This window comes from Micromonospora yongxingensis (genome assembly GCF_052601155.1).
This window is the reverse complement of the sequence record NZ_JBQXEO010000003.1, coordinates 348,494-362,043: the sequence shown is the minus strand read 5'-3', so window position 1 is coordinate 362,043 and position 13,550 is coordinate 348,494. Positions and strand designations below refer to the sequence as shown.

The 13,550-nt window shown below is 72.5% G+C and carries 14 protein-coding genes and 1 pseudogene; 7 read left to right on the top strand and 8 right to left on the bottom strand.

The window, feature by feature from the left end:
• Positions 1 to 595, bottom strand: a 595-nt coding sequence (locus ACTWLT_RS07295) for a ClpP family protease (protein ID WP_445317637.1), incomplete at its 3' end; no start/stop codon positions are given.
• Positions 543 to 1,144 (bottom strand): annotated as a pseudogene (locus tag ACTWLT_RS07290) (helix-turn-helix domain-containing protein). The pseudogene ACTWLT_RS07290 and the gene ACTWLT_RS07295, both read right to left, overlap by 53 nt.
• 186 nt (positions 1,145 to 1,330) lie before the next feature.
• Here ACTWLT_RS07290 and ACTWLT_RS07285 point away from each other — a divergent pair.
• Entirely contained in the window at positions 1,331 to 2,344 is a 1,014-nt protein-coding gene (locus tag ACTWLT_RS07285; RefSeq protein WP_445317636.1) for a potassium channel family protein, read from the top strand.
• A gap of 16 nt (positions 2,345 to 2,360) precedes the next feature.
• On the opposite strand, the gene ACTWLT_RS07280 is transcribed toward ACTWLT_RS07285, so the two are convergent.
• Positions 2,361 to 2,849, bottom strand: coding sequence for a MarR family winged helix-turn-helix transcriptional regulator (locus ACTWLT_RS07280; protein ID WP_445317635.1), 489 nt, complete (start codon positions 2,847 to 2,849; stop codon positions 2,361 to 2,363).
• 82 nt (positions 2,850 to 2,931) lie between these two features.
• On the opposite strand from ACTWLT_RS07280, the gene ACTWLT_RS07275 reads away from it, so the two are divergent.
• A complete protein-coding gene (locus ACTWLT_RS07275; protein WP_445317634.1) occupies positions 2,932 to 3,576 on the top strand; it encodes an FMN-dependent NADH-azoreductase in 645 nt (214 codons plus the stop codon).
• 68 nt (positions 3,577 to 3,644) lie between these two features.
• On the opposite strand, the gene ACTWLT_RS07270 is transcribed toward ACTWLT_RS07275, so the two are convergent.
• From ACTWLT_RS07270 to ACTWLT_RS07260, 3 genes are all read right to left on the bottom strand, one after another.
• On the bottom strand, positions 3,645 to 4,679 hold the full coding sequence (locus ACTWLT_RS07270) for a 2-oxoacid:ferredoxin oxidoreductase subunit beta (protein WP_445317633.1): 1,035 nt from the start codon (positions 4,677 to 4,679) through the stop codon (positions 3,645 to 3,647).
• Positions 4,672 to 6,519, bottom strand: a complete 1,848-nt coding sequence (locus ACTWLT_RS07265) for a 2-oxoacid:acceptor oxidoreductase subunit alpha (protein ID WP_445317632.1) — start codon at positions 6,517 to 6,519, stop codon at positions 4,672 to 4,674. The genes ACTWLT_RS07270 and ACTWLT_RS07265 overlap by 8 nt, the downstream gene beginning before the upstream one ends.
• Positions 6,520 to 6,892: 373 nt before the next feature.
• The gene (locus ACTWLT_RS07260) at positions 6,893 to 8,329 is read right to left on the bottom strand and encodes a hypothetical protein (protein WP_445317631.1); all 1,437 of its coding nucleotides are present in this window, start codon (positions 8,327 to 8,329) and stop codon (positions 6,893 to 6,895) included.
• A gap of 127 nt (positions 8,330 to 8,456) precedes the next feature.
• Here ACTWLT_RS07260 and ndhC point away from each other — a divergent pair, with 127 nt between their 5' ends.
• Positions 8,457 to 8,834 (top strand): NADH-quinone oxidoreductase subunit A, encoded by a 378-nt coding sequence (ndhC, locus tag ACTWLT_RS07255; protein WP_252415960.1) that lies wholly within the window; start codon positions 8,457 to 8,459, stop codon positions 8,832 to 8,834.
• Positions 8,835 to 8,901: 67 nt separating this feature from the next.
• On the opposite strand, the gene folP is transcribed toward ndhC, so the two are convergent.
• Positions 8,902 to 9,771 carry a dihydropteroate synthase gene (gene folP, locus ACTWLT_RS07250; RefSeq protein ID WP_252415959.1) on the bottom strand — a complete coding sequence of 290 codons (870 nt, stop codon included), beginning with the start codon at positions 9,769 to 9,771 and terminating at the stop codon, positions 8,902 to 8,904.
• Between the two features lie 152 nt (positions 9,772 to 9,923).
• Here folP and ACTWLT_RS07245 point away from each other — a divergent pair, with 152 nt between their 5' ends.
• From ACTWLT_RS07245 to ACTWLT_RS07230, 4 genes are read left to right on the top strand one after another with little or no spacing between them, the layout of a single operon-like run.
• On the top strand, positions 9,924 to 10,550 hold the full coding sequence (locus ACTWLT_RS07245) for a DivIVA domain-containing protein (RefSeq protein WP_445317630.1): 627 nt from the start codon (positions 9,924 to 9,926) through the stop codon (positions 10,548 to 10,550).
• Entirely contained in the window at positions 10,547 to 11,044 is a 498-nt protein-coding gene (locus tag ACTWLT_RS07240) for an SRPBCC family protein (protein ID WP_445317629.1), read from the top strand. Before ACTWLT_RS07245 ends, ACTWLT_RS07240 begins: the two co-directional genes overlap by 4 nt.
• Positions 11,045 to 11,084: 40 nt before the next feature.
• Positions 11,085 to 11,666, top strand: coding sequence for a DNA-3-methyladenine glycosylase I (locus ACTWLT_RS07235; protein ID WP_445317628.1), 582 nt, complete (start codon positions 11,085 to 11,087; stop codon positions 11,664 to 11,666).
• Positions 11,667 to 11,679: 13 nt separating this feature from the next.
• Positions 11,680 to 12,303 (top strand): hypothetical protein, encoded by a 624-nt coding sequence (locus tag ACTWLT_RS07230; RefSeq protein ID WP_445317627.1) that lies wholly within the window; start codon positions 11,680 to 11,682, stop codon positions 12,301 to 12,303.
• Here ACTWLT_RS07230 and ACTWLT_RS07225 read toward each other — a convergent pair.
• Positions 12,300 to 13,541, bottom strand: coding sequence for a DUF1501 domain-containing protein (locus ACTWLT_RS07225; protein ID WP_445317626.1), 1,242 nt, complete (start codon positions 13,539 to 13,541; stop codon positions 12,300 to 12,302). The two genes, ACTWLT_RS07230 and ACTWLT_RS07225, sit on opposite strands and share 4 nt — an antisense overlap.
• Positions 13,542 to 13,550: the final 9 nt, after the last annotated feature.

Below are 13,550 nucleotides of genomic sequence, written 5' to 3'. Positions count from 1 at the left end.
CCGCCGGTAGCTGCTCGGCCCGGCTGAGCACCTGGTCGATGAGGCCGTACTCGCGGGCCTGCTCGGCCGTGAACCAGCGGTCCCGGTCCCAGTCCCGCTGGATCTCGTCCAGGGTCCGTCCACTGTGCTGGGCGATCAGCTCCTGCATGGTCCGCTTCACGTGCAGCATGTTCTCCGCCTGGATCGTGATGTCCGAGGCGGTACCGCCCATCCCACCCGACGGCTGGTGCATCATGATCCGCGAGTGGGGCAGCGCGTACCGCTTGCCGGCCGCGCCGGCGCAGAGCAGGAACTGCCCCATCGAGCCGGCGAACCCGAGCGCCAGCGTCGCCACGTCGTTGCGGACGTAGCGCATCGTGTCGTAGACCGCCATCCCGGCGGTCACCGAGCCGCCCGGCGAGTTGATGTAGAGGTGGATGTCCCGATCGGCGTCCTCGGCGGCGAGCAGCAGGATCTGCGCGCAGATCTGGTTGGCCGACTCCTCGGTCACCTCCGTGCCCAGGAAGACGATCCGCTCCCGCAGCAGCCGTTCGAACACCTGGTCACCCAAGGACGGCTGCCCGCCGTCCAGCATCCGCACGCCGTACCCGATCATTCGCCGCCACCTTCCGCCGTGCCGGCGGGCGGCGGGACCGCCCGGGGGACCGGCCCCTCCAGCGTGCGTCCGGCGGCGGTGCCCGGCCCAGGGGTTCTGCCGCCGGCAGATCCGCCGACGGCAGAAAGAGGCGGGCTACGCGGCGGTCAGTTGCCGCGCGCTCAGGACCGGCTCGCCCATTCCCGGCCCGCGGTGCAGGACCAGCCCACCGGAACGCGGGCCCACCAGCAGCGTCGCGTTACCGCTGTCATGCCGCGTCACCTCGACCCGCTCCAGCCTGGTCAACATCGCCCGCGGGGCGGCCGGCAGGCGGGGCTCGACCCGGCGCATGTCGTCACGGGCCTCACCGAGCAGGTCGGAGAGGCTGATGCCGAGCGCCCGGCAGATCGCCGCGAGCACCTCCGAGGAGGCTTCCTTGCGCCCCCGCTCGACCTCGGAGAGGTAGGGCACGGAGACGTCGGCCGACTGGGCCACCTCGCGCAGCGTGCGGCCCTGACGCTGGCGGTGGCGGCGCAGCACCCCGCCGATCACTCGTCGCAGCAACGACATGCGGGCCTCACTCTCGCGGTCGTCGTCCAGGGACAGCCCCATCATGCCCGCTTGGGGCCGTCCGGGCCGACCCCTGGGGCGACTTGGCGCGGCGGGCGCACGTCCGTGCGCCACCCGGACGTGCGGTGAGCGGCGTACCCGCTATGTTGTGGTCGTGCAGGCGACGGTCGTGGAGCAGGTTCGACGGTGATCCATTTTCCCGCGCAGCGCCGGGGCCCGCTGAGCGCCCTGAGCATCCGGCTGGCCGCCGCCCTGGGTCTGGTCTTCGCCGTGGTGGCCGCGGTCTACCTCGACCGGGACGGCTACCGCGACGTCAACGAGGACGGGCTCACGCTGCTCGACTGCTTCTACTACGCGGTCGTGTCCCTCTCCACCACCGGATACGGTGACATCACGCCCGCCGCACAGTCGGCGCGTCTGGTCAACGTCCTCTTCGTCACCCCCGCCCGGGTGCTCTTCCTGATCATCCTGGTCGGCACCACCCTGGAAGTCCTGACCGAGCAGTACCGGACCGGCCGTCGCCTGTCGCGGTGGAGGAGAACCGTGAAGGACCACGTCATCATCTGCGGCTACGGCACCAAGGGCCGTAGCGCGGTCTCCGCTCTCATGGAGAACGGTCTGGACCGGTCGAGAATCGTGGTGGTGGAACGCAGCGGCCCCGCCCTGCGGCAGGCCACCTCCGCCGGGCTGGTCGCCATCGAGGGTTCGGCGACCCGGTCGTCGGTCCTGGAGGAGGCGCACGTCCGGACGGCGAAGGCCGTGATCATCGCGACCGACAGCGACGACGCCTCGGTGCTGGTGGCGCTGACCGTGCGGCAGGTCACCGCCGGGCAGGTCCGGATCATCGCGGCCGCCCGGGAGGCCGAGAACGCCCCGCTGCTCAAGCAGAGCGGTGCCCACCACGTGATCGTCTCCTCCGCCACCGCCGGCCGGCTGCTCGGCCTCTCCACCTCGGCGCCGCCGCTCATCGACGTGGTGGAGGACCTGCTCACCCCGGGTCAGGGAATGGCGCTGGCGATGCGTTCGGCGGAGCGGGACGAGGTGGGTCGCTCCCCTCGGGAACTGGACTCGCTGGTGATCGCCCTGGTCCGGCGGGGCAAGGTGGTCACTCTGGCCGACCGGGCCGGCGCGATCATCGAGACCGGCGACATGCTGGTGCACGTCCGCGACGACCGTCCCCAGTCTGCCGCCACGGTCTGAGCCGCCCCCGGCGGCGTCAGCAGGTGTCGGAGGACGTGTCGTCCTCGTGAATCGCCGTGCTGCAGATGACCGTCGTCCCGGTGGCGGCCTGCCGAAGCAGTAGGTAGAGCCTCTCCCTGTCGGCGGGCTCCAGTGCTCCCAACACCTCGTCCTCGGCACCGGCGAGGGCACATTCGGCCTCGTTGAGGCGTTTCGCCCCGTCCTCGGTCAGCTCGACGACGTGCCGGCGACGGTCCTCGGGCGAGCGCCGCCGCTCGATCAGCTGCTTCGCCTCCAGGTCGTTCAGCAGCCCCACGATGTTGGTGCTGTCCATCTCCAGGGTGCTGGCGAGCGCCTGTTGGCTGATTCCGTCGCCGTCGCGCAGCACGGTGAGCGCAACCAGATGCCGTGGCCGCAGGCCGAGTGGCGCCAGCACCGACTCCGATCGCAGCCGCATGCGCCGGGCCAGATGGTCCAGTAGCGCGCCCGAGCGGTGCTCCGACGGGACGAGCGGCTGGGCGGACATGTGACCCAGTCTACCCAGTCGACGAAACATCGGCCTGCTATAAATGGTTGGTGCTACACAGACGATCCTTGGAGGGGTAATGATGAACCTGCTGCATATCGATTCGAGCATCCGCGGCGACTGGTCGGTCAGCCGCCGGCTCACCGCCCGCGCGGTCGCCACCTGGCGGGCCGCCCACCCGGACGGCGTGGTGACCTACCGTGACCTGGGCGCCGAGCCGCTGCCGCACCTGGACGCGGCGAGTGGCCTGGCCCGGATGACGCCAACCGACCAGCACACCCCGGCGCAGCGCGAGTCGTGGGAGCTCAGCGAGCGGCTGGTCCGCGAGGTGCAGCAGGCCGACGTGGTGCTGCTCGGGCTGCCGCTCTACAACTACGGCCCACCGAGCAGCGTCAAGGCCTGGGTGGACCACCTGATCCTGCCCGGGTTGGCCTACGACCCGGCCGGCCAGCAGGGCCTGCTCGGTGGACGGGAGTTCGTCGTGCTGGCCACCCGAGGTGGCGGCTACGGCGAGGGCGCGCCCCGCAATGGCTGGGACCACGCCGAGCCATGGCTCCCGCACGGCCTCTCGATGACCGGCCTGGAGCCGCGCTTCATCACCACCGAGCTGACCCTCGCCCCCGAGGTTCCGGCGATGGCCGACCTGATCCCGCTGCACGAGGCGAGCCTCGCGGCGGCCGAGAAGGAGATCGACAACCTTTGGCTGCCCGCCTCCGCCCAGCGCTGAGTAGCAGCACACACGACGAGAGCGGCCGCCCCCACCAGGGGACGGCCGCTCTCGTCATGCCGTACGGGTCAGATGATCGTCCAGGTGTCGCCGCTGCCCAACAGGCCGGCAAGCTGCTGCTCGGGAGTCTCCGTGACCTTCGCCTTGGCGGCGGCGAGCTGGCTCTGCACCACGCTGTCGTACGAGGGCCGGTCCACCGAGCGGAAGACCCCGATCGGGGTGTTGCGCAGGTCCAGACCGGGCAGCCGGGACAGCGCGAAGGCGTACGCCGGGTCGGCCACCGTCGCGTCGTGCACGACGATCTCCTCCGGGCGGACCGAACTGGTCTCCCGGACCTCCAGGCCGAACCCGCCCGGCGGGTGCACCACGCAGAACCGCCCATCGGTGCCGAAGGTGATCGGCTGCCCGTGCTCCAGGCGGATCAGGTAGTCGTCCCGGGTGCCCGGATCCTTGAGCTGGTCGAACGCCCCGTCGTTGAAGATGTTGCAGTTCTGGTAGATCTCCACGAACGCCGAACCCTCGTGCTCGGCGGCGGCCCGCAGCACCGACTGGAGGTGCTTGCGGTCCGAGTCGATGGTCCGGCCGACGAAACTGGCCTCCGCGCCGAGGGCGAGCGAGAGCGGGTTGAACGGGGCGTCCGCCGAGCCGGCCGGGGTCGACTTGGTGACCTTGCCGACCTCGGAGGTGGGCGAGTACTGACCCTTGGTCAGACCGTAGATCCGGTTGTTGAACAGCAGGATCTTGAGGTTGACGTTGCGCCGCAACGCGTGGATCAGGTGGTTGCCGCCGATGGAGAGCGCGTCGCCGTCGCCGGTGACCACCCAGACCGACAGGTCCGGCCGGGACACCGACAGGCCGGTCGCGATCGCCGGGGCGCGACCGTGGATCGAGTGCATCCCGTACGTGTTCATGTAGTACGGGAAGCGGGACGAGCAGCCGATCCCGGAGACGAAGACCGTCCGCTCCCGGGGGATGTTCAACTCGGGCATGAACTGCTGGATGGCGGCCAGGATGGCGTAGTCACCGCAGCCGGGGCACCAGCGGACCTCCTGGTCGGACTTGAAGTCCTTGGCGGTCAGCTTGAGGGCGACGGGCTCAGACATTCTTCAGCACCTCTTCCAGCGTCGTCTCCAGCTCCGTGGACGTGAACGGCAGGCCGCGGACCTGGTTGTAGCTGATCGCGTCGACCAGGTAGCGGGCCCGGATGACGTGGGCGAGCTGGCCCAGGTTCATCTCCGGAATGACCACCCGGTCGTAGGAGCGCAGCACCTCACCGAGGTTGGCCGGCATCGGGGCCAGGTGCCGCAGGTGCGCCTGGGCGATGGACAGGCCACGCTGACGGAGCCCCCGGCACGCCGCACCGATCGGGCCGTACGTCGAGCCCCAGCCGAGCACCAGCACCCGGGCGTCGCCGTCCGGGTCCTCCACCTCGATGTCCGGCACCGGGATGGTCTCGATCCGGGCAGCCCGGGTGCGCACCATGAAGTCGTGGTTGGCCGGGTCGTAGGAGATGTCGCCGGTCTTGTCGGCCTTCTCCAGCCCGCCGATCCGGTGCTCCAGGCCCGCCGTGCCCGGGATCGCCCACGGTCGGGCCAGCGTCTCCGGGTCGCGCAGGTAGGGCAGGAAGGTGGTGCCGTCCTCGCCGTTGGGCTCGGAGGCGAACTCCACCCGCAGGTCCGGCAGGGACTCGACGTCGGGCAGCAGCCAGGGCTCGGAGCCGTTGGCGACGTAGTTGTCCGACAGCAGGATGACCGGTGTGCGGTAGGTCAGCGCGATCCGCGCCGCCTCCAGCGCGGCGAAGAAGCAGTCCGACGGTGACCGGGGCGCGATCACGGCGACGGGCGCCTCGCCGTGCCGGCCGTAGAGCGCCATGTTGAGGTCGGCCTGCTCGGTCTTGGTCGGCATGCCCGTGGACGGGCCGGCGCGCTGCACGTCCACGATCACCAGCGGCAGCTCCAGCGCCACCGCCAGGGAGATCGTCTCGCTCTTGAGCGCCACACCCGGACCACTGGTGGTGGTCACACCGAGCGAGCCGCCGTACGACGCCCCCAGCGCGGCGCCGACCGCGGCGATCTCGTCCTCCGCCTGCATGGTGAGCACGCCGAAACGCTTGTGCTTGCTCAGCTCGTGCAGGATGTCCGACGCCGGCGTGATCGGGTACGCCCCGAGGAAGACCGGCAGCCCGGAGCGGACCCCGGCGGCGACCAGGCCCAGCGAGAGTGCCGCGTTGCCGGTGATGTTGCGGTAGGTGCCCGGCTGCATCTTCGCCGGCTTGACCTCGTAGCGGACCGCGAAGTCCTCGGTGGTCTCGCCGAAGTTCCACCCGGCCCGGAAGGCGGCCACGTTCGCCGCCACCAGCTCCGGGCGCGCCGCGAACTTGCGCTCCAGGAAGCGCAGCGTCGACTCGTACGGCCGGGAGTACATCCAGGAGAGCAGGCCGAGGGCGAACATGTTCTTCGACCGCTCGGCGTCCTTCTTGGACACCTCGTGGGTGGCGAGCGCGCCGACCGTCATCGAGGTCAGCGCCACCGGGTGCACGACGTAGCCGGCCAGCGAGCCGTCTTCGAGCGGGCTGGTCTGGTAGCCGACCTTGGCCAGGCTGCGCTTGGTGAACTCGTCGGTGTTGACGATGATGTCCGCGCCGCGCGGCAGGTCGGCCAGGTTGGCCTTGAGCGCCGCCGGGTTCATCGCCACCAGCACGTTGGGCGCGTCGCCCGGGGTGAGGATGTCGTAGTCGGCGAAGTGCACCTGGAAGCTCGACACGCCGGGCAGGGTGCCGGCGGGAGCGCGGATCTCGGCGGGGAAGTTGGGCAGCGTGGAGATGTCGTTGCCGAGCTGCGCCGTCTCCGAGGTGAACCGGTCGCCGGTCAGCTGCATGCCGTCGCCGGAGTCACCGGCGAACCGGATGACCACCCGGTCGAGTTGACGGATCTGCTTGGTCACTGTGCCACCTTCGTTCGCGACTGCGGGGCTCGCAAAACCGGCTCACTCCTCGCGCTCACGCCTGCACCTCGCTTCGCTGCGCGCGGTCGCGCGGCCGGCTGAACATCATGGTGACCTCGCCTTGCCCGGCCACGGGACCTCCTTGACGCAACGCTGCAACGCACCGCCCCAGGCCGGTCCGGTCCGCTGTCGTTCCTCATCTGAGAGCCTACGTCGAATGGGCCCCCGACCCTCCCTGGAGGTCCGCCGACTGGGACCGGATCCGGCGGGGAATTGGGCAGTATTGCGGTGTTTCACCCGGCCCGCCGTAATCCAGATCACCGTCGACGTCCCGCCGGCCACCCGGTAGGCCGGCCGTCGGGTGTCGCACTGGTCAGTCGGTGGGCGCGGCGGTCGGCCCGGCCACCCGGTCGCTGAGCCGGCGACGCAGCGAGGTGGTGGCCAGCACCAGGGCCAGCACCACCAGCAGGGCGGAGACCCCGATCAGGATGGCCGCGGTGCGTTCCACGGAGGTCATCGGGCCGTCGTGGGAGGCACCCCCTCCGGACAGCACGCCCTGGGAGCCGGTCGGCGCGGGCGGTGAGACGACCGGGGTGGCAAGCGCGGCCGCCGCGGTGATCCGGAAGCTCATCTGGACCTGCCGGGTCGGGCCTCTGCGCGGGTCGAGCTGGCCGATCACGGCACCGGACAGCGGCGCCTCCCGCTGGGCCTGCGGCGTCGCCTCGACCGGCAGCCGCAGCTCGACGGTCCTGCCCGCCGCCACGGAGCCGGCGTCGCAGCGGGTGCGGGTGGTGTCGACCGCCACGCAGCCGGCCGGTGGGGTCGGCACGCTCACGCCGGCCGGCAGGACCACCTCGACCTGGCCGGCCGCGTCCGCCTCGCCGGTGTTGCCCAGCCGGACCGTGAGGGTGCTCGGTGCGCCGCTGATGTCGAAGGCCACCTCGTCGGCGTCGAGCGAGATCCCCGAAACCGGCGGGCCGGGCGGGAAGAGCACCGCGAAGCCCTGGTCGTCGGTCGCCTCGCCGGCCACTCCCGGCGCTTCCGCGGCCACCTGCACGGATCCGCTGAGCGGCATCTGCCGCCAGGCGTTGCCGGCGACCCGCAGCCGGAGCAGGCTGCTGAACCGGGCGCCCGGCGCGGTCGTCCAGGCCCCGCAGCGGTACGCGCGGAGGCCGGTGGTGGCGCATCCCTTCGTCCCGGCGTCGGTCAGCCCCTCGGGGAGCCGGTACGACAGTCGGATCCGCTGGGCGGCGATGCCGGTGTTGGTCACCGTGACCCGCAGCGTGGTGATCGTGCTGGCCGCGTTCCAGTACGCGCCGGTGACGGTGACGTCCTCGGTGGTGACCTGCACGCCGAGCGGGTTCGGCGGCGGCGCCTCCGGGCCCGGCGCCGGTGGGCGGACCGGGGGCACCGGCGGCCGGGGGGTGGGTGGGCGGCTGGTGGCGCCCGGCCCGGGAGCGGTGGTGGTCGGTGCCGGTGGCACGTCCGGCGTGGTGGTCACCGGGGCCGGGGGCGTCGTCTCCGGCGGGGGCGCGGTGGTCTCCGGTGCCGGGTCGGTCGGCTCGGGATCACCACCCGGGTCGTCGGTCGGGGTGGGCTCCTCCGCCGGGGTCGTCTCCGGGTCCGGCTCGGGCTCCGTCGCCGGGTCGGTCACCCCCGCGACCGGGGTGGCCTCGGGCAGCGCGGCGCTGGCCCAGGCCGGCCCCACGGCGAGTGCCGCGAGCAGGCCGAGCGCGAGCGAGGTCGCCAGCAGCGGAGTGGGACGCCACCCCGCAGCCCGGTGACCGGGCGTTGCCTTCACGCTGGCCATCTGTCCTCCGGTGACATGGTGAGAGTCCAATACTCGATAACAGTTGCCCTGGTGCACTAGTCCCAGCCGGAAACAAATCCGTAACGTGTTCGATACGGCCTTTCCGGGCGGGCGGTAGGCTCCGGACGTGACCGGATACCTGGGCTCGTACGCCACGCTCGGGCTCCTGCTGCTCGCCAGCGTTCTGTTCTTCATTACGGCGTTCTCGGCCAACCGGGTGTTACGTCCTGCCCGTCCGGCTGATCCGGTCGGCAAGCGGACCAGCTACGAGTGCGGGCTCGACCCGGTCGGGGCGGACTGGGCGCAGATGCAGATCCGCTACTACGTCTACGCCTACCTGTACGTCCTGTTCGCCGTCGAGGCGGTGTTCCTCTTCCCCTGGGCCGTGGTCTTCGACCGGCCGGGATTCGGCCTGGTCACGGTGGTGGAGATGGCGATCTTCGTGGCGGTGCTCGCACTCGGCATCCTCTATGCCTGGCGTAGGAACATCCTGCGCTGGACGTGACCGGCGCGGCCTCCGGCGATCGTGCCGGTCCGCCCGGCCGTTCGCGGCCCGTTGCGGCGACGACCGGTCAGGCCAGGCCCCGTCGGGCCACCGCGGGCGGTCGGTCACCGCGGATCGAGGCCACCATGTCCAGCACCCGGCGGGTCGGCCCGACCTGGTGGGCCCGGAACACCCGGGCGCCCAGCCAGGCGGAGATCGCGGTCGCGGCCAGCGTCCCCTCCAACCGCTCGATCACCGGCAGGTCCAGCGTCTCGCCGATGAAGTCCTTGTTGGAGAGCGCCACCAGCAGCGGCCAACCCGTGCCGGTCAGCTCGTCCAGCCGACGGGTGATCTCCAGGGAGTGCCGGGTGTTCTTGCCGAAGTCGTGCGCCGGGTCGATGAGGATCCCGTCGGGGCGTACCCCCGCCGCCACCGCGCGCTCGGCGAGCCCGGTCACCGTCGCGACCACGTCGGCGACCACGTCGTCGAAGGCGGCCCGGTGCGGTCGGGTCCGCGGAACCAACCCGCCCGCGTGTGAGCAGACCAGCCCGGCGCCGGTCTGCGCGGCCACCCTGGCCAGCGCGGGGTCGGCACCCGACCAGGTGTCGTTGAGCAGGTCGGCGCCGGCCGCCACGGCCTCCACCGCCACCTCGGCACGCCAGGTGTCGATGGAGATGACCACGTCCGGGAACGCGTCGCGTACGGCGGCGATGGTGTCCACCGTGCGCCGGATCTCCTCGGCGGCGTCCACCTCGACGCCCGGCCCGGCCTTCACCCCGCCGATGTCGATGATCGCCGCGCCCTCGTCCACCGCCCGCTCGACCGCGCGCAACGCGCTGTCCGCCGCGAAGGTGGCGCCCCGGTCGAAGAACGAGTCCGGGGTGCGGTTGACGATCGCCATCACCACCAGCTCGCCGGGGGCGAACGTCCGCCCACCCAGCCGAAGCGACCCGGCCATGCCCGCCTCCTGAGAATCCGCACCGTCGCCGCGAGCGCCGGCCGGTCCGACGCTAGCCGGTCCGCCGACGGGTGTGCCGGTCGGGCGTCGAGGCCGATCGTGATCGGGGTGGTGGGCTCGCTCACGGCCGGCCGCCATGCCACGATCAGTGCATGGGTCAGCTTCTGCTCCTCCTGGTCGTGGCATTGACCGTCGCGGCGGTGATCTTCGGCGTGACGGTGCTGGTCAGCGGCCGCGATCCCGGCCTGGTGCCGGCCGAGCCGGACTCGCAGGCCGTGCCGCTGCCCGGCAGCCGGCCGTTGCGGGAATCCGATGTGGGCGAGGTTCGTTTCGACACCGCGCTGCGCGGGTACCGGATGGCGCAGGTCGATCAGGCGATGCGCCGAGCCGCCTACGACATCGGCTACAAGGCCGAGTTGATCGGCGTGCTGGAGGCGGAGGTCACCGCGTTGCGCGAGGGACGCACCACCGACGCCGAGGCGCTGCGCCAGGCCCGTGAGCAGTCCGCCGGCGCGGCGACGACCGGCGAGGACGCGACCCCGGTCGGCTCGGCCGGCACCGGCGTCCTTCCCGACGCCACCTCGTCTCCTGCGGATTCCGACGGCGTGGCGCCGGCCACCGGTGAGCCCACCACGGCCCATGCCGGCTCCGCCGGCACCGACCCGCTGCCTGATGCCACGTCCTCTCCCGCGGATTCCGACGGCGTGGCGCCGATCGTCGGGGAGCCGGCCGGCGACGGCGCCCAGCACGGCGCGGTGGTGCGGTCGGAGAGCGGGTGACCGGCCCGGAGGGCTCCGACGATCTTCACGAGGCGGCGCAACCGGGTGCCGGCGAGGTGACCGCCACGGTGATCGTCGAAGCACCGGCGCGGCGGGTCTTCGCCGCACTGCTGGCCTGGGAGCGCCAGTCCGACTGGATCCCGTTCACCCGCGTGCGGGTGGTCGAGGGCGACGGCCGCGAGGGCAGCCGGATCGAGGCGGTGACCACCCTCGGCCCGGCCGTGCTGCGCGACGAGATGCGGGTCGTCCGGGTCGACGAGCCGTACGAGATCGGCGTGGTGCACTGCGGCCAGCTCCTTCGCGGCCCGGGTGTGCTGCGCTGCACCCAGATGGACCGGGACCGCACCCAGGTGGTCTGGCACGAGTGGTTCCACCTGCCGGGCGGCCGGGTCGGTCAGCTGGCGTGGCCGGTGCTCTGGCCCGGTTCCAAGGTCAGCCTCACCCAGGCGCTGAAGAGGTTCGCCCGTCTCGTCGAGCAGGGCCGGCTGCCCTGACCCCGGTGGCGTGTCGGTGGGATGCCCTAGCGTGTACGAGGTGACTGACCTGGTGATCGGCGCCGACGGGCTGCCCCGCTGCGCCTGGGGGGCGAGCACCCCGGACTACGCCGTCTACCACGACACCGAGTGGGGGCGGCCGCTGCGCGGCGACGACGCGCTCTACGAGCGGATGACCCTGGAGGCGTTCCAGTCCGGCCTGTCCTGGCTGACCATCCTGCGCAAGCGTCCGGCGTTCCGGCTGGCCTTCGACGAGTTCCGGATCCCGACCGTCGCAGGCTACGACGACGCCGACGTGACCCGGCTGCTCGCCGACGCCGGCATCGTCCGCAACCGGGCCAAGATCGAGGCGGCGATCGCCAACGCCCGCGCGGCGCTGGACCTGCCCGACGGGCTCTCGGCACTGCTCTGGTCGTTCGCCCCGGCGCCCCGACCGGCCCGCCCCGCCTCGTTCGCCGAGCTCGCGGCGATCACCCCCGAGTCGACGGCGATGGCCAAGGCGCTCAAGAAGCGCGGCTTCCGATTCGTCGGCCCGACCACCGCGTACGCGCTCATGCAGGCCACCGGCATGGTCGACGATCACATCGTCGGCTGCCACGTCACGCTCCCGGCGGTGGCGTGATGGGATTGCAGGCATGACGACCGAGACCGCGCACCGGGCCGGCGAGGCCGGCCACGCCGACCGGACGGGCACCTGGGCCGTGCTGCTGCCGGCCGAGCGGTACGAGGCCGAGCGGCTCGTGCACCACGACGCGCTGGAGTTGACCGGGCTGACCGACGTCGGCCGGCCGGGCCCCGGTGACCGGGTGGCCGTGCTGGCCGACGCGCCGCTGCGGCTGGTGGCGCTCGGCCGGGTCACCGCCCCGGGCCGGCGGCACCGGGAAGACCCCGACGACCCCCAGTCCCCGAACGAGCCCGGGACGCTCGTCGTGGCGTACACCCGGCGGGCCTTCGACGAGCCGGTGCCGGCCGAGCGGCTGACGCTCGACGGGCCGGTCACCGCGCTGGATCCGGCCGCCTTCCGGGCGCTGGCCGACCGGCTCGGCCCGCCCCCGGCGCGGCGTACCTGGCTGGTCAGCCTCGACCTGCCCATCGAGGCCGGCACGCCGGCCGAGGCGGTCCGGCTGTTCTGGTCCTACGTGCAGGAGCTGGGGCCGCGCGAGCTGCCCGCCTTCGTGTCGCCGTCCGGGGACGAGCTGGCCATGCAGGCGTTCGTCCTGGGTGCCGAGGCCAACCAGGACCCGGAAGAGGACGACTAGAACAACCCGGCCAACCGTCCCCGCCAGTCGGCGAGCACCGGGCCCGGATCGGTGTCCAGCACCCGCTCCAGCAGCGTGGCGTAGACGTCCCGGAAGTCGGTGGTGTATTTCAGGTCGCCGTCGTCGAGGTCGGTGAGGCTGGGTGCCGCTCCGTGCCAGCCGCCGCGCACCCCGGCCCCCAGCAGCAGCATGTCCGACGCGGTGCCGTGGTCGGTTCCGTCCGAGGCGTTGGCCCGGACCCGGCGGCCGAACTCCGAGTAGACCGCCACCACGACCTTCCGCCCCGCCTCGGTCCGGCTCATCCGGTCGGCGAACCCGGTCAGCGCCCGATCCAGCTGACCCAGCAGGACGGCCTGCAACTGCTTCTCGTCGGCGTGCGTGTCGAAGCCACCCAGCGACACCGAGAAGACCCGGGTGGACACGCCGGCCTCCACACACTGCGCGACCAGATCCAACTGCGCGTCCAACGGCGTCCGGGCCCCGCCGGTGGCCGTCGCCGGTGCCTGCTCGCCGTCCGGGTCCGCCGCGTCCCCGTCGGCGGAGTCACGCACCTGGCGGATCATCTCGTCGACGGATCGCAGGTCGGCGAAGCAGGCGGCGGCCCGGCCCCGGGCGGCGGACTCACCCGCCTCGGCGGCGGCGAGCGCGGCCAGCGTCTCGGCGGGCAACCCCCGGGCCGCTTTCCGGTCCGTCACGGGCACCGCCGCGCCTGCGCTGCGCGCACCCGCCAGCAGCGGCGGAAGCGCCGGTTCGAAGGAGACCGCCAGCCGGGGATCCCCGCCCGCCAGGTCCAGCCAGCGACCCAGCCAGCCGGTGTTGCCCGGGCGGTCAGGCTGCGCGGTGTGCCAGATGTCCATCGACCGGAAGTGACTGCGGTCGGGCTTCGGGTAGCCGACCCCGCGCACGACCGCCAGCCCACCGCCGGACCAGCGCTGGTGCAGGCCGACCAGTGCCGGGTTGAGGCCGAAGTCGTCGTCCAACCGCCGCACCTCGCCATCCGGGTACGCCAGCTCCGGGCGGGCCGCCCGGTAGGCCGGGTCGCCGTCCGGGATGACGGTGTTCAGACCGTCGTTGCCGCCATAGAGGGTGACCAGCACCAGCGTGCGGGACTGCGGATCGCGGTCACCGGCGGTGTCCAGCAGGTCCCGCAGGCTGTACGCGCCAGCCCCGGCGGCCAGCGCGCCCGCGCCGACCACCCCACTGGTGAGCAGGAACCTCCGTCGGGTCAGGGTGTCCATCGGTCGACT